11 protein-coding genes and 1 pseudogene are annotated in these 15,221 nt (G+C 68.0%); 5 read left to right on the forward strand and 7 right to left on the reverse strand.

Features of this window, described 5'->3' with window-relative positions:
• Positions 1–308: pseudogene (locus DIE22_RS30660) on the reverse strand (isochorismatase family protein); the annotation flags it as partial.
• Positions 309–322: 14 nt separating this feature from the next.
• Here DIE22_RS30660 and DIE22_RS38360 point away from each other — a divergent pair.
• From DIE22_RS38360 to DIE22_RS30670, 3 genes are all read left to right on the forward strand, one after another.
• Positions 323–538, forward strand: a complete 216-nt coding sequence (locus DIE22_RS38360; protein WP_185640722.1) for a hypothetical protein — start codon at positions 323–325, stop codon at positions 536–538.
• An 85-nt stretch (positions 539–623) separates the two neighbouring features.
• Positions 624–905 (forward strand): XapX domain-containing protein, encoded by a 282-nt coding sequence (locus DIE22_RS30665; protein WP_124501202.1) that lies wholly within the window; start codon positions 624–626, stop codon positions 903–905.
• 75 nt (positions 906–980) lie between these two features.
• A complete protein-coding gene (locus DIE22_RS30670; protein ID WP_124606783.1) occupies positions 981–1,889 on the forward strand; it encodes a LysR family transcriptional regulator in 909 nt (302 codons plus the stop codon).
• 112 nt (positions 1,890–2,001) lie between these two features.
• Here the strand turns inward: DIE22_RS30670 and DIE22_RS30675 are convergent, their stop codons facing one another.
• The 3 genes from DIE22_RS30675 to DIE22_RS30685 all read right to left on the reverse strand — a co-directional run bounded on the left by DIE22_RS30675 (position 2,002) and on the right by DIE22_RS30685 (position 5,471).
• The gene (locus tag DIE22_RS30675) at positions 2,002–3,801 is read right to left on the reverse strand and encodes a winged helix-turn-helix domain-containing protein (RefSeq protein WP_124606817.1); all 1,800 of its coding nucleotides are present in this window, start codon (positions 3,799–3,801) and stop codon (positions 2,002–2,004) included.
• 351 nt (positions 3,802–4,152) lie between these two features.
• Positions 4,153–4,974, reverse strand: coding sequence for an alpha/beta fold hydrolase (locus DIE22_RS30680; protein ID WP_124501204.1), 822 nt, complete (start codon positions 4,972–4,974; stop codon positions 4,153–4,155).
• A 71-nt stretch (positions 4,975–5,045) separates the two neighbouring features.
• Positions 5,046–5,471 (reverse strand): DUF3331 domain-containing protein, encoded by a 426-nt coding sequence (locus DIE22_RS30685; protein WP_124501205.1) that lies wholly within the window; start codon positions 5,469–5,471, stop codon positions 5,046–5,048.
• A 552-nt stretch (positions 5,472–6,023) separates the two neighbouring features.
• Here DIE22_RS30685 and DIE22_RS30690 point away from each other — a divergent pair.
• Positions 6,024–6,845, forward strand: a complete 822-nt coding sequence (locus tag DIE22_RS30690; RefSeq protein WP_185640723.1) for an alpha/beta fold hydrolase — start codon at positions 6,024–6,026, stop codon at positions 6,843–6,845.
• A gap of 130 nt (positions 6,846–6,975) precedes the next feature.
• Here DIE22_RS30690 and DIE22_RS30695 read toward each other — a convergent pair whose 3' ends face one another.
• The 3 genes from DIE22_RS30695 to DIE22_RS30705 all read right to left on the reverse strand — a co-directional run bounded on the left by DIE22_RS30695 (position 6,976) and on the right by DIE22_RS30705 (position 9,629).
• Positions 6,976–7,617 (reverse strand): response regulator transcription factor, encoded by a 642-nt coding sequence (locus DIE22_RS30695; RefSeq protein WP_124501207.1) that lies wholly within the window; start codon positions 7,615–7,617, stop codon positions 6,976–6,978.
• 103 nt (positions 7,618–7,720) lie between these two features.
• Positions 7,721–8,266 carry a response regulator gene (locus DIE22_RS30700; RefSeq protein ID WP_311767757.1) on the reverse strand — a complete coding sequence of 182 codons (546 nt, stop codon included), beginning with the start codon at positions 8,264–8,266 and terminating at the stop codon, positions 7,721–7,723.
• Positions 8,163–9,629, reverse strand: a complete 1,467-nt coding sequence (locus DIE22_RS30705) for a winged helix-turn-helix domain-containing protein (RefSeq protein ID WP_185640724.1) — start codon at positions 9,627–9,629, stop codon at positions 8,163–8,165. Before DIE22_RS30705 ends, DIE22_RS30700 begins: the two co-directional genes overlap by 104 nt.
• A 371-nt stretch (positions 9,630–10,000) precedes the next feature.
• Here DIE22_RS30705 and DIE22_RS30710 point away from each other — a divergent pair, with 371 nt between their 5' ends.
• Complete coding sequence (locus DIE22_RS30710; RefSeq protein ID WP_185640725.1) at positions 10,001–15,085, forward strand: ATP-binding sensor histidine kinase; 5,085 nt, start codon at positions 10,001–10,003, stop codon at positions 15,083–15,085.
• The last annotated feature ends 136 nt before the right edge of the window (positions 15,086–15,221 follow it).

The raw sequence follows: 15,221 nt of genomic DNA on the forward strand, positions 1-15,221 counted from the left end.
TTCGCGGCCAGCGCGTCGCGCACCTTCTGGTCGTCCCACGAGTTCATCGACGTGCGTTCGAGCGTCTTCTGGTTCGGGAACACGTCGAGCAGCTCGGGATAGGTATGACCCGAGAAGCCCAGGCTTTCGACCGTCGTGATCGTGGTCGGGATGTTGAATACCTTCGCAGCCTTCGCGAGGCCGACGACGTTGTTCTTCAGCGCCTGGCGATCGATCGACTGCACGCCGAACGCCATCTGCGGTTGCTGGTCGATGAAGATCAGCTGGCTGTTCTGCGGGGTGAGAACTTCAAGCTTCGGATTGCTCATGGCGGTGATGTCCTTTGACGGGGAGAAAAATAGCGCCTGCCTTGCCGGCAAGCCGGGGGGCGGCGGCGCCCGATGCGCTGTGCTGGGAGGTTTTCCTGCCAACGCCTGCCATTCAATACGGAAATCTGCAACACTGCCAATTAATCGTTCTGTTTAAAAACATTTGCGAAACAAGTCCTGAAAAAACCTTAAATCAGTTGAATTTTCGCGCCGCGCCTGCGATGACCTGATAGGCTCTTTTTCGACTACGTCCGTTCGTCGGCCGGGATTTTTCCGCATCCTTCCACACGGTTGTCATTCACTTCAATTCGTACTATGAAACCGTACATTTCCTCGATATTGGCCGGCATTCTCGCCGGCGCCGTCTACGCGTTGATCGGCGTGCAATCGCCCGCTCCGCCCACCATCGCGCTGGTCGGCCTGCTGGGCATCCTTGCCGGCGAACAGATCCTGCCGGTCGCGCGCCGGATGCTCGCGGGCATCCACCTGAAGACCGCATGGAGCGAGGCGAAGTGCAGCCAGCACATGTTCGGCGCCCTGCCCGGCGCGCAGCCCGCCAATGCCGCGGCGAAGCACCGCGAATCGACGCCGACATGACAAACCGTCATTGACTGGACAAAGCGGTTCCCGGCGTTAACATGGCAGCCCGACGCCCCGCCTGTGAAATCCAACATGAAGCTGTCATTCGAAGCGCTCGAAGCGCTGGACGCGATCGACCGCACCGGCACGTTCGCCGAAGCCGCGGAACTGCTGCATCGCGTACCGTCGGCCTTGACTTATCTCGTGCAAAAGCTCGAGGGCGACCTCGGCGTCGCCCTGTTCGACCGCAGCGGACGCCGTGCGAAGCTCACCCATGCGGGTCGCATCGTCGTCGAGGAAGGCCGGCGGCTGCTGCATGCGGCGGAACAGCTCGAGCGCAAGGCGCAGCGCGCGCAGCAAGGCTGGGAAACCGAGGTGCGCATCTGTGTCGACGAGATCCTGCCGTTCGACGCGCTATGGCCTTACGTGCATGCGTTCTACGGGCTCGAGATGGACACGCGGCTGCGGCTGTCCACCGAAGTCCTCGGTGGCACCTGGGACGCACTGGTTTCGCGCCGCGCGGATCTCGTCGTCGGCGCGGCGGGCGAGCCGCCTGAACTGCCGGGCCTCGTTGCGCGACCGATCGGCATGCTCAGGCACGTGTTCGCCGTCGCCCCGACCCATCCGCTCGCGGCGATGCCCGAACCGCTGTCGATGGCGTCGGTCGTCGAGTATCGCGGCGCCGTCATCACCGATACGTCTCGCGAACTGCAGCCGCGCTCGGTCGCCGTCGATGCCGGGCAGTCGACGCTCGCGCTGCCCACGCTCGCTGCAAAACTGGCCGCGCAGTGCGAAGGGCTCGCCGTCGGCACGCTTCCGGATTGCATCGCGGCCCGCGCGATCGCGCAGGGCAAGCTCGTGGCCCGCCAGGTGACCGGCATGCGCGACACCACGCATTGCTACCTGGCGTGGCGCGACGACGAAGCCGGCCGTGCGTTGCGGTGGTGGGTCGAGCAGCTCGATCGCCCCGATCTCGTCGACCGGTTCCTCGCGCTTGCGTGATCCCGCCGTGTCGCGGGAACCCATCGAGCGCGCACTGCATCGCGTTCTCGAGCCACGCGTCCAGGCCCGGGCATCGGCCGACACATCGTGATCGAGCCGGCCACGCGCGCCGTTACGGTTCGCGCGGCAGCCGCCCGCCCTCGCCGGTCTCGCATGCAAGCGCGTTCGCTTCCGGCCACGCATCGTGTATACCGCGGTTCGATCCGGCGGGTCGTTCAAGCGCGGCCGCATACGCGGCCAGCACGCGCATGCGCGCATCGGCATGGACCGACGTCGCATCCCGATCCCGCATCGCCTCGAGCGCCGCGCGCGCGCATTCCCGCCCCTCGTCGACGAGAGACAGGTCGAACAGGCACGGCACCGCCACGGCCGCCAGCGCGATGCCGGTCTCCGCGTCGCCGTCCGGCGAGAATGCCCAGTCGAGCGCCGCGTGCAGATTGCCGAGTTCGCCGCGAACCCGGTCGAGCCGCGATCCGCCCGGCGAACCGTCGCCGCCGCCCGGCGCCAGCGTGAACAACGCATGGAAATAGTGCGCGTGCGCAAGCGCGGCCTCCGCGCATTCGCCGTTGTTCGCGAGCTGCTGCAGTGCGTAGGCGCGCGTCGTCGTCAGCAACCGGTAGCGCGGCGCGCCGTGCGCATTCTCGACGCTCACGAGCGACTTCGACACGAGGCCGGCGATCGTGTCGAGCAGGTCCGCATCGACCCCGAGCCGCGTTCCGACCACGTCCCGTACCGCGTCGATCGAAAAGCCGTCGCGGAACACGCCAAGCCATCGCAGCAGCACGCGTTCCGCGTCCCCCAGCAAGCGGTAGCTCCAGTCGTACATGGCCTGCAGCGTCCGGTGACGCGGCAATGCGGTGCGAAAACCGCCAGTCAGCAACCTGAAATGGTCGTCGAGATGAGCGGCCAGTACGTCGATGCCGAGCACGGCCGCACGGGCAGCGGCCAGCTCGATGGCCAGCGGCAGACCGTCGAGACGTCGGCACACCGACGCCATCAGGGACACGCTGCGTTCGTCGAGCGGAAAGCGCGGGGCGGCCGCGCGCGCGCGCGCCGCGAACAGTTGCACCGCGCTTGCGCCCAGTGTCTCGGCCGCGCCGGCGCGCTCGTCGGGGACATCGAGCGGTGGCACCGGACACTGCCGCTCGCCGTGGATGCGAAGCGCCTCGCGGCTGGTCGCCAGCACACGCAGCCCGGTGTCGGACTCGGTCAACACGGCCGCGATCCGCGCCGCCGCGTCAAGCAGATGCTCGCAATTGTCGAGCACGAGCAACATCCTGCGATGCGCGACGCTCGCCAGCACCGCTTCGAGCGTCCGCGATCGGGCCGGCAGCGCGATGTCCAGGCCATCCGCCAGCGCGTCGGGGACGCATTGCGGGCACGCAACCGTCGCCAGCGATACGACCGCCGCCCCATCCGGAAAGCGCGTCTCGGCCCGGATCGCGGCTTCGATCGCGACGCGCGTCTTGCCGATGCCGCCCGCACCGACCAGCGTCACGACGCGAGACGCGTCGAGCGCCGCGAGGACATCGGCAACCATCTGCTCCCGCCCCACGAGCGCGGTCGGCGCGGGCGCGAGCCGCGGCGTCGCGGGACGCACGGGGGCTCCGCCTTCGCCTTCGGCGGGTCGGCCGACGAGCCGATAGCCGCGCCCCGGCACCGTGACGATCAGATTCCGGTCCCGGGCCAGCGCCTTGCGCAACGACGCGATATGCACCTGCAGGTTGTTTTCCTCCACGATCGTGTGCGGCCACACGCGCTGCATGATCTCGTCTTTCGAGACCAGCGCGCCATTTGCCTGAATCAGGAGTTCGAGGATTTCGAATGCACGGCTGCCGATGCGTAACAGTTTGCCGTTCGAGCGAATTTCACGTCTGTCGAGAAAAACGTGAAGCGTTCCAATGCGGATCATGGGAATTTCTAATCGAGGGCATTTATCGATGCCTTGTCCAGAACGACATCGATCTGACACCAATGCTACGGCATTTGCTGCGTATATTGATTCGAATGATTAGAACGGAACGAGCAAATTTTTTGAACTGTCGGAATCCGCGCGCCTCGCGCCCGCTCTACGCGACGCGACACCGTGCCATCCATGCGGGACACGAGACGCCGTGATGCACCGACGAATGCGTTGCTTTACGAAAATACGACCACCGGTTCGGCTTCCATTTTTCTCCTGCATCGACCGACACGGACATCCGGGCGCGCGACGTTTGCGCGCCCGTGTTTCAACGTACGGGTTCCCGGACCGTCCGCCGTGTCACGCGCGGACGAACGCCAGCAGTTCGTCGTTCAATCGCTGCGCATGCGTCAGATACAGCGCGTGCGGGCCGCCCTCGTACACGCTCAGCGTCGCGTGCGGCACGCGCGCCACCGTGGCGGCCCCCGTCAGCGCGAGCGGCGCCGTCTGGTCGTCGTCGCCATGAATCACGCGCGTCGGTACGTCGAACCGGTCGAGATCCGTCCTGAAATCGGTTTCGGAAAATGCACGGACGCAATCGAGCGTGCCCTTCAATCCCGCCTGCAGCGCCATGAACGAGGTCCAGTCGAGCGCGGCGCGCGAGATCGTCGAATCCGCCCGGTTCGAACCGGTGAACAACGGCCAGAAGTGCTCGAAGAATGCCGCGCGATCCGCCACGATCGCCGAGCGAATGCCGTCGAACACCGCGACGTCGACGCCGTCCGGATGATCGTCGCGCCGCGCGACCAGCGGCGTCACCGATCCGATCAGGACCGCCTTCGCCACGTGGTGCGTACCGTGCCGGCCGATGTATCGGGCAACCTCGCCGCCGCCCATCGAAAAGCCGACGAGCGTCACGTCGCGCAATCCGAGCGTCTCGATCAGCGTCGCGAGATCGTCCGCCAGCGTATCGTAGTCGTAGCCCGTCCACGGTTGGCCGGAGCGGCCGAAGCCGCGCCGGTCGTACGCGATGCAGCGAAAGCCGTGCGATGCGAGATGATGCATCTGGACGTCCCACATGTCCGCGTTCAACGGCCAGCCGTGAATGAACACGACAGGGCGCCCCGCGCCCCAGTCCTTGTAGTGAATCGAGACGCCGTCGCGTGTCGTGAACGTGCTCATGAAGCTACCTTGGAGATGGAAAAAATCTCGGCCGCCCGCCGCGGCCGATGATTGGGATGCACCGTCTCCGGTCACGAACGGGACATCCTGACGATGAACCGGTCCAGTTCGGACGCGAGGATCGCCTCCCAGCAATTCGCGGGACGCTTCGATCCGCGCCACTGCGGCTTGTAGATCGCGTCGCCGGTGCGAATCGGCTGGCCGGTCAGTGCGCAGCGCCCCAGCGAGCGGGACTTTGCGCTGATCCAGCGCTGCTCGTCATACCGGCAGTGCGTCGGATCGCTCCACGACACGAGTACCGACGAATCGGTCTGCCGCTCGATCGCGACGATCGCGCACCGGCGGCGTGCGCCACCGCTCGACGCACCGCGTGCATCGTCACGATGACGGCGGCGCGCGATGTCGCGGTCGCGAAGATTCGACGACGCGCAGCGGCTTGCACCGGGCGACGGATCGAGCAGCGTCATCACGTGCTCCCAGCGATCGAATGCGTCCATGACGGCATATCCAGGCAAATGGCGAGAGATTCGGACGTTTCGCATCCGTGCCCGTCACGGTCGTCACCCGCCGGCGCGAACCGGCAGCGACCCGCGACGGGACGGCTTGATGCTGACGATAGCGGGCGGCCGCTGAAGAGTCTTGATTCCCCGGCTTAATTGTTCTGGCCGCCCCGCACGCGCGGCGCGCGGCACGACCGGTTCATGAAAATTCAGCCGGATTTCAGTACAGGCCGCCCGGCCCCGCGATAGGCTCCCGTCGACGTTCGTTCGCTCCCCTCGTGCGCCCGCCGGCCCACGAGCGCGAACGCACGCCGTCTGCCGGCGAGATTGCCGCATGCGGGCAGATCCGGACCTTCCATTCCACGCGGCATCGTTCCACCGCACGTTCAAGGAGCTTCAATGCGCCCCGCAGACACCGACGCCGTCCCCTCGGCGCGCCGCCGAGACATGCTGCTTGCCGGCGCGACCGCCGTTGCAGCCGCCGCGCTGCCGGCCGCCGCCGCTGCCGCCCCCAAACATGCCTCATCCGCCCATCAAGGAGCCCATGCGATGAACACGATCACCACGAAAGACGGTACGCAGATCTATTTCAAGGACTGGGGCAGCGGCCGCCCGGTCGTCTTCTCGCACGGCTGGCCGCTGTGTGGCGATGCATGGGATGCGCAGATGCTGTTCCTGGTGCAGCACGGCTACCGCGTGATCGCGCACGATCGCCGCGGTCACGGCCGATCGAGCCAGCCGTCGCAAGGCAATGACATGGATACCTACGCGGACGATCTCGCCGCGTTGATGAATGCGCTCGACCTGCGCGAAGCCACGCTCGTCGGCCACTCCACCGGCGGCGGCGAAGTCGCGCACTACATCGGCCGTCACGGCACGAAGCGCGTGTCGAAGGCCGTGCTGATCGGCGCCGTGCCGCCGCAAATGGTGAAATCGCCGTCCAATCCCGGTGGCTTGCCGATGGACGTATTCGACGGCATCCGCAAGAACGTCGCCGAGAACCGTTCGCAGTTCTACAAGGATCTCGCCGTGCCGTTCTTCGGCTTCAATCGCCCCGGCGCGAAGGTATCGCAGGGCACGATCGACGCATTCTGGGCGCAAGGGATGATGGGCGGCGTGTATGGCCAGTATCTGTGCGTGAAGGAATTCTCCGAGGTCGACTACACCGAGGACCTGAAGAAGATCGACGTCCCGACGCTGATCCTGCACGGCGACGACGACCAGATCGTGCCGATCGACGATTCCGCGCGCCTGTCCGCGAAGATCGTCAAGCATGCGCAACTCAAGGTCATCCCCGGCGGCTCGCACGGCATGTGCGTCGTCGACGCGGAGCGGATCAATGCCGAACTGCTCGCGTTCCTGAAGGCGTAAACATCGCCGCACGGCGCGCCGGCCGGCGCGCCGGCCGGCGCGCCCTTCAGCTTTTTTCAGGAATTTTCAGGGCGCAGCCATCTGATTGCCGCGCGCGTCGACGCGGAACGGCCGCCGGTCCAGCACCGGCTCATTCGGGCGCGCCGCCCGGGCGCACGCCCAGCGCTTCGGCTTGCCGCACGAGGTCCGGCAGCGTGCGCACCTGCATCTTCTTCATGACCTGCGCCCGATGCACCTTCACCGTGATTTCCTGCAGGCCGAGACGCGACGCGATCTGCTTGTTCATCAGACCTGCGACCACATGGCTCATTACTTCGCGTTCGCGCGGCGTCAACGACGCATAGGCCTGACGCAGCACACGCAATGCGCGATCGCGCGCGAGACGGTCGCGGTCCCCGGCCAGTGCGCGGCCGACGGCATCGAGCATCGCATCGTCGTCGAACGGCTTCGTCAGGAAGTCGAGTGCGCCGCCCTTCATCGCCTTGACCGTCGTGGCCACGTCACCGTAGCCCGTCATGAACAGGATGGGCACGTTCAGCCCCGTGCGCACGGCTTCCTCCTGAACGGCCAGCCCGCTCTCGTCGGCAAGACGCACATCGAGGATCAGGCAGCTCGCCACATCGGGCCGCTCGAACGCGAGAAACGCCCGCGACGATGCAAAGGTCTCGACGCGAAAACCGGCCGAACGCAACAGCGCGCTCAACGCGCGCCGCAGCGTTTCATCGTCGTCGACCACATAGACGATCGACGTCATATCCGGCGTGCTTGCCATTGCTTTCCCTGTACAGGCGTCCCGTTCATCATGAAATGATAAACGAGCCGGGAGCCCCGCGGAAATGCCAGGCAGCCGCGATCCGGCCGATCGACGGGGGCCGTCAGGCAGGGCCCCCGCCCGATGCGACCTGATCGATCAGATTGATCATATCGTCCGATGAAAACGGCTTGCGCAGAAACGCGACCGCGCCTTGCGCGAGTGCGCGACGAACCGACTCGTCATCCCCGTGCGACGACATGAAGATGACCGGAATCGTCGCGTTGCGCTGAACCAGCAGGCGCTGAACGTCGAGGCCGCTCATCCCCTTCATCTTCAGGTCGATCAGCACGCAAACCGCATCGTCCAGCGGGCCGCTCGCGAGGAATTCCTCGCCCGACGCAAACGGCAATGCCGTATAGCCAGCCGATTTCAACAGGCTGGCAAGACTTTTGCGGACCGACGCATCGTCATCGATGATGCAAACCATGCCCATGAAATGAGAACCCGAAATCTGTGTCAATCCAGAACATCGCGATACCGCTCGATCGGTATCGACAGACGTATCACGCCCACCGCCTGAGCGCCGGCACCGGTTGCGCGGACGCGACCGGCGTCGGCGGCAGCCCGTCCGCGCGCGCCTCCGCCACGAAGGACGCATATCGGGCATGAACGCGACCGGCCTCGCCGGACTCCGCCAGCTTCTCGAGCGCATAGGCGCGCACGACCTCGAGCAACGAGTAGCGCTTCGAAAGCCCGACGGAATGGACGACCAGCAGCGATTTCGACGCGAGGCTGACGACGCAGTCGAGCACCTGATCGGCGGCCGGTTCGTCGCAGGCGCCCAGCGCGCACGCCGCGTCGAGCCGGAATGCATCCGGAAACACCGCGAGACGGCACAGCACGATGCGCTCCGCATCGTCGAGCAACTGGTAACTCCACTCGATGGTGGCCCTGAGGGTCTGCTGGCGCGGATGGGCCGTGCGCAGGCCGCCGGACAACGACAGGACGGACTTGTCGAGATCGGTGGCCAATCCCTGGATCCCGAGCGATGCCACACGGGCCGCGCCGAGTTCGAGGGCGAGCGGCAGGCCGCTCAGGCGGCGGCAGATGGTCGCGATCGCGTCAAGCGTCTGCCTGTCCGCGGGAATGTCGGTGCCCATCGCGCGCGCGCGCGCCAGAAACATGCGGACCGCACCGCACGCGAGGATCTCGTCGCCGTTCGCACCGGCCGGCGGCACCGGCAGCGGGCCGACCCGATACACGCGCTCGCTGGCGACCCGCAACGGTTCGCGACTCGTCACGACGAGCAGCGCGCCGGTATTTCCCGCCGTGATCGCTTCGCAGAGCGCCGCGAGTTCATCGACATGCTGCTCGGCATTGTCGAACACCAGCATGACGCGCCGCCCGCCGATCGCGCGCACGACATCCGCCGGCTCGGCGGCCGGGCTGCCCGGCGCGCCGAGTGCGTCCAGCACCGCGGATTCGAGCGTCGCGCCGCCCGGCCGGGCGGCGAGATCGAGCCGGATCGACTCGATGCCGCATGCCGCCGACCAGGCCGCGACGACCTCCTGCGCGAGATGCGTCTTGCCGACACCGCCGGGCCCGACCAGCGTGACGAGCGCCTCGCGCTCGAGCAGCGCGTGCAGCTCGGCCGCGTCGCGCTCGCGGCCGATCAGCGGGCATTTGCGCGACACGCCGCCGGCGCGTGCGCCGCCCGCCGCGTCGAACCGCTCCGGCTCACGCTCGGCGCGGGACAGGTCGACCGGCGGGGCAAGGCGATATCCGCGGCCCGGTTCGGTCCGGATCCAGCCGTGCTTGCCGCCGAACAGCTTGCGCAGCGTCGACACGTGCACCTGGATGTTGTTCTCGACCACGATCGTGTGCGGCCACACGGCCTGCATGATTTCTTCCTTCGATACGAGCCTGCCGGCTGCCTTCACCAGCAGCTCGAGGATCTCGAACGCGCGGGCGCCGATATATCGCGACTGCCCGTCGACGTAGACTTCGCGGCACTCAAGGGAGACCGTCACCCGACCGAACCTGTACATGATCCGCACCCGCCCATGCTGCGTGAAACCGTGCGCCGCCTCGCGAGGCGGCACGCTCTGTCCTGCCCTTCCGGCCGCGTCGCGGCATGTCGGAAAGCGTGAACGGATCGTATGGCGCGACAGGCGCGCAGACCATTATCCATAGGTTTAGTCCGGTGCCGAGCGGGCCTCGGTCGTCGAACCAGCCGCAAGTACTGCAAATTCTCGCGAGCTGACGGACAATGCACGGGCCCGCCGCCACGCGCGCATTCAGCCCGGCCGATGCCGCTTTACGAGCCGCTTACACCCTGCTTCAACCCGCCTGCCACGCCACCGTGAACCCAGCTTTGCTCGCCCCGGACAACGCGAATCGAATGGACGCCGACTGGTTCGCGCGCGCCAGCGTGTCGAATGCGGTCCGCTCCGGCGACATCCTGCGGTTCGACCTGACGGACGCCGACACGGGACGCGTGTGGTCGGCATGCCAGACCCGCTGGGAATTCGATTCGCGCTGCCGGCAATTCGAGCGCGAGTTCGCATTGAACGACGTGCTGGAACCGGGGTGGGCGCTGATTCCCGCCGCGCTGATCCGCGCGGCCGACGGCCCGGTGCTCGTTTATCCGCGCGTCGAGGTGCGGGCGTTCGACACGCTGGCCGACGAACCGCTGCCGCTCGAGGTCTTTCTCGACACCGCGATCCATGCCGCGCGCACGCTCGGGGAACTGCATCGGCGCGGCTGGCTGCACGGCGATCTGCAACCGGCCAGTTTCGTCACCGCGCCGAACGGCACGGTCATGCTCCGCTCGTTTGCGCATGCCCGCGACCGGCGCACGGAGCCCATCGCCGAGCGCACGATCCGCACGGATTTCGCCGCGTTCGCGGCGCCTGAAGTCTCGGAGGGCGCGTGCGTCGACGAGCGCTCCGACCTCTACGCGTTCGGCATCACGCTGTTCCGCCTGCTGACCGGCGCGCTGCCGTACCAGGCCACGTCGGCTTCCGAATGGGTTCATGCGCACGTCGCCATGCAACCGGCGCCGCCCACGGCCTTTCGCGACGACGTGCCGGCCATCCTGAACGACCTGATCCTGAAGCTGATCGCGAAGGAGCCGGCCGACCGCTATCCGTCCTGCGAAACGGTGCAGCGCGACCTCGAACGCATCCTGCGCGACTGGCGGACCTCGGGCCCCGTCGAGCCGTTCACGCTCGGCGGCAGCGATCCGCTCGGCGGCCTGCACACGGCCGACCTGCTGGTCGGCCGCGAGCCCGAGTCGCGCCGGCTCGATGCGATACGCGCGAACGTATCGCGAACCGGCGAGGCAGCCATCGTCCTGATCGACGGGGCGGCCGGCATCGGCAAGACCGCGCTGATCGAGGCTTTCACGCGCGACGTGCGCGCCGCGTCGCGCACCGCGTGGTGCGCGTCGGCGAAGGTCGGCCAGTTCCAGCCCGCCCGGCCCTACGCGCCCGTGCTGCAGGCGTTGCGCACGCTGTTCGGCAGTGCGCTGGCCCGGCGCGACGATGAAATCGCGGCGATTGCCGCGCGGCTGCGCGACTGCGTGGGCCGTCAGGCCAGCCTGCTGGCGCGCATCTTCCCGGAAATCACGTGGCTGCTCGATGTCGAGCCCGTCGCGTACGCCCACGCCGATGCGATTCCGGAATTTCGGCTATGCCAGATCGTCGTGAACGCTTTCCGCGCGTTCGCGGCGCCGGCCGAACCGCTCGTCGTGACGCTGGACGACATCCAGTGGGCCGACGACGCGACGCTCGCGTGTCTCGCGTCGCTCGCGGCCGATCCGCCGGCACATTTCTGTATCGTCGCCGGTTATCGGAGCGGGCCGCAGCACACACTCGCGCCGGCCTTCCGCCGCTTCCTGCGGCAGCTCGACCGCACGCGCGTGTCGACCCTGACGCTCGCGCCGCTGGGCGCCGCCGACGTCCCGCGCATGCTGGCCGGGATGCTCCGCGACGCGCCGGATCGGCTGTCCGGGCTGGGCGCCATCGTTCACCGCAACACCGGCGGCAATCCGTTCCACATCCAGCAACTGCTGCGTGCGCTGATCGACGAGCGGCTGCTCGACTACGACGCGGCACGGCAAACATGGCAATGGTCTTCGGCCGATATCGACGCGCGCTTCCCGAGCGAGAACGTCGTCAGCCTGCTGGAGAACCGGATGCAGCGGCTGCCGCACGAATCGAGAATGCTGCTGTCGCTGCTGGCGTGCATCGGCATCGACGCCGACGATACGCTGCTGTGCGCAGCCGCCGGCAAGACGCGCGCGGAACTCAGTTTCTGGATGGACCCCGCGCGTCAGGCCGGCCTCGTGTCGCTCGCCGGCAATCGCTGGCGCTTCGTTCACGACCGCGTCCTCGAGGCTGTCTACGCGCTCACCGACCGCGCGGAACGCGCGCTGCGCCACACCCGGATCGCCGCGGCGATGCTCGCCCGCGTGGACCGTTCGTCGACCGAATGCCTGCTCGCCCTGGCGAGCCAGATCGAGCAGGCGAAAGCCGCGCCGCTCGACCGCGCGCTCGCGCTCGCCTTCGCGGATGTGCTGGTCGCGGCGGCACAGGCGGCGGCCCCGGCCGCCGCGCGCGATCGCGCACTGTCGTTTCTCGCGTCCGCGCAATCGCTGCTCGGTCCCCACGCGTGGGCGCAGCACTATGGTCTCGCGAGCCGAATCGGCATCCTTCGCAGCGGCCTGCTCCTCGCCACCGGCGAAACCGCGCAGGCGGCCATCGCGATCGACGCGCTCATGGCGCGCACGCGCACGCCGGCCGACCGTGCCGAGGCCCACCGGCTGAAGGCCGCGCAACTCACGGTGGAGTCACGCTACCGGCAGGCCGTCGACGTCGCGCTGGCCGGGCTGGCCCTGCTCGGCGTGGAACTGCCCGCCGAGCCGGTCGAGGCCGATCTCGCGGCAGCCTGCGACGCGGTGCAGGAGGCGCTCGGCGGCCGCGCCATCCACGCCCTCGTCGACTTGCCCGTCATGACCGACACGCGCGTGGAAGCCACGATGGCGCTGTTGACCGCGCTCGAGGCCGCGATGTTCTATCCGAGCGGCGGGCTGATGCTGCTGCATTTCGCGACCATGGTCCGGCTGACCTTGCAGCACGGCGTCACCGCCGCGTCGGTGCAGGGCCTCGCCTGGTACGGCGTCAGCATTGCCCAGCATCACGATGCGTACGACGACGGTTTCGCATTCGCGCAGGTCGCGCTCGCGCTGGTCGATCGCCACGGCTTCGAGCGCTACCGTTCCGCGACGCTGATCGCGCTCGACCAGGTGAGCGTCTGGACCCGGCCGCTGTCGTACGCGCTCGAATGCGCGCGCGATGCGAAGGCGGCGGGCAATGCGAGCGCCGAGCTGCGCTGGATGTGCTACAGCTGCAACCACATCGTCAGCGATCTGCTGTCGATGGGCGAGGCGCTGCCCGCGATCCGCGACGAGATCGATCCGCTGCTGGAAATCGCGCGCGGCGCGCGTTACGACGACATCGTCGACCTCGTTTCCACCCAATCGGAATTCGTCGACGCGCTGCAGCTCGGCTTCGATCGGCCGATCGGCACCTGGCGCACCCGTGCGTCGACCAGGACGCCGATGTCGGTGCTGCAGTTCTGGACCGACGTGCTCGCCGGCCAGGCGGCGTTCATCTTCGGCGACGCAGACGCGGCGCGCGCATCGCTCGATGCGGCCGCACCGTTCGCGTGGTCGACGCCCGCGCACATCATGCAGTCCGACTTCCAGCTGTTCGGCGTGCTGGCGGGCATCGCGAGCGACGGCGGCGCCACGCCGCCCGACCGGCTGCTCGAACGCTTCGCGCCGCAGCGCGCGCGCGTCGCCGCGTGGAGCGACCGGAATCCGGCGACGTTCCGCAACAAGCTCGCGCTGATCGACGCCGAGTTCGCCCGCGTACGCGGCGAGCATGTCGTCGCGATGCAGCAGTACGAGGCCTCCGCCAGCCTCGCGGCGGAGCGCGGTTTCGTGCACGAACAGGCGCTCGCGCACGAACTGGCCGCGCGCCACGCCGCGTCGCTCGGGCTGAGCGGCCCGGCCCGCCATCAGTTGCGGCTCGCACACGCGTGCTACCGGCGCTGGGGCGCGACCGGCAAGACGCAGGCAATGGAAGCGCAGCATCCGTTCCTCGTGATGGATCCGTTGCCGGGCGGGCCGGCCGTGCCCGCGCGCGAGGACCTCGATTTCGCGCTCGCGATGCGCGCGGCGCATTCGATGTCCGAGGAAATCGTGCTGGAGCGCCTGGTCCAGACGCTGATGCGCAACATGATCGTCTATGCGGGCGCGCGCTACGGCCTGCTGCTGCTCGCACGGCACGACCGGCTGACGATCGAGGCAACCGCGCGCATCGTCGGCAGCGACGTCGTCGTCGACATTGCGCGCGGCGAACCCACCGAGGAAGACGTTCCGCTGTCGATCCTGAACACCGTCGCGCGAACCCGCAAGCCGGTCGTGCTCGCGAACGCACACCGCGAAGGCGTGCCCGATCACGTCGACAGCCTGCGCGCGCATCCGACGCGCTCGCTGTTCTGCCTGCCGTTGCTGAAACAGGGTGCGCTGATCGGCGTGCTCTATCTCGAGAATGCGCTGACCAACGGCGTGTTTTCGCCGCGGCGCATCGCGATGCTGGAAGTGCTGGCGCCGCAGGCGGCCAACGCGCTCGAATCCGCACGGCTCTATGCGGAACTGATCGACGAGAACGCGCGCCGGCTCGAGACGGAGGCCGCGCTGCGGCATGCCCGGACCGAGCTCGCGCGCACCGCGCACGTGACCGTGATGGGCGAGCTGGCCGCGTCGATCGCGCACGAGATCAATCAGCCGCTCACCAGCATCGTGACGAGCGCGGGTGCCGGCATGCGCTGGCTGCGCGGCACGCAGCCCGACCTCGACGAAGCGCTCGCGAGCCTCGAGGACATTCGCGCGTCCGGCGTGCGGGCGGCCGACATCGTCCGCGCGTTGCGATCGCTCGCACGCCAGGCGCCGCTCGCGCTCGCCCCGCTCGCGATCGACGCGCTGATCCGCGACATGCTGCATCTCACGGCGCCCGAAATCGACGCCAAGCAGGTCGCACTGCGCGTCGACCTGCACTGCAACGACATCCGCGTGATGGCGGATCGCACGCAGCTCCAGCAGGTGATCCTGAACCTGGTCACCAACGCGCTCGACGCGATGGACGGCCCGGCCACGTCGCGCGAGCTCGATGTCGCGTCGCACGCCGGCGACGGCCACGTGGTCATCTGCATCGCGGATCGCGGCGCCGGCATCGACGCCGGCATCGCCGGCCGGATCTTCGATCCCTTCTTCACGACGAAGCCGCACGGCATGGGGATGGGCCTCGCGATCTGCCGCTCGATCATCGAGGCGCACGGCGGCACGCTCGAGGCCGTGCCGCGCGACGGCGGCGGGACCGCGCTGACGTTCCGGCTGCCAGTGTCGACGACGCACTGACTTCAGAACGTTTCAGCGCAGCTTCAGGAAATGGCGGCGACGCCCGCGTAGACTGCCTTCACGAGCCGACGTGCGGGCATTCGCCTGCGCATGGCGCCCATCCTGGAGTGACGCATGATTTCCGCCGCACGGCGTC

It is taken from the genome of Burkholderia sp. Bp9142 (assembly GCF_003853415.1).
Classification (GTDB): domain Bacteria; phylum Pseudomonadota; class Gammaproteobacteria; order Burkholderiales; family Burkholderiaceae; genus Burkholderia.

Excerpts from the sequence above, each read along its gene's own strand:
- DIE22_RS30675 (WP_124606817.1), bottom strand. The coding sequence starts at position 3,801 with ATGATCCGCATTGGAACGCTTCACGTTTTTCTCGACAGACGTGAAATT.
- DIE22_RS30670 (WP_124606783.1), top strand. The coding sequence starts at position 981 with ATGAAGCTGTCATTCGAAGCGCTCGAAGCGCTGGACGCGATCGACCGC.
- DIE22_RS30690 (WP_185640723.1), top strand. The coding sequence starts at position 6,024 with ATGAACACGATCACCACGAAAGACGGTACGCAGATCTATTTCAAGGAC.
- DIE22_RS30680 (WP_124501204.1), bottom strand. The coding sequence starts at position 4,974 with ATGAGCACGTTCACGACACGCGACGGCGTCTCGATTCACTACAAGGAC.
- DIE22_RS30695 (WP_124501207.1), bottom strand. The coding sequence starts at position 7,617 with ATGGCAAGCACGCCGGATATGACGTCGATCGTCTATGTGGTCGACGAC.
- DIE22_RS30665 (WP_124501202.1), top strand. The coding sequence starts at position 624 with ATGAAACCGTACATTTCCTCGATATTGGCCGGCATTCTCGCCGGCGCC.
- DIE22_RS30710 (WP_185640725.1), top strand. The coding sequence starts at position 10,001 with ATGGACGCCGACTGGTTCGCGCGCGCCAGCGTGTCGAATGCGGTCCGC.
- DIE22_RS30700 (WP_311767757.1), bottom strand. The coding sequence starts at position 8,266 with ATGCCCGATATGCGTCCTTCGTGGCGGAGGCGCGCGCGGACGGGCTGC.
- DIE22_RS30685 (WP_124501205.1), bottom strand. The coding sequence starts at position 5,471 with ATGGACGCATTCGATCGCTGGGAGCACGTGATGACGCTGCTCGATCCG.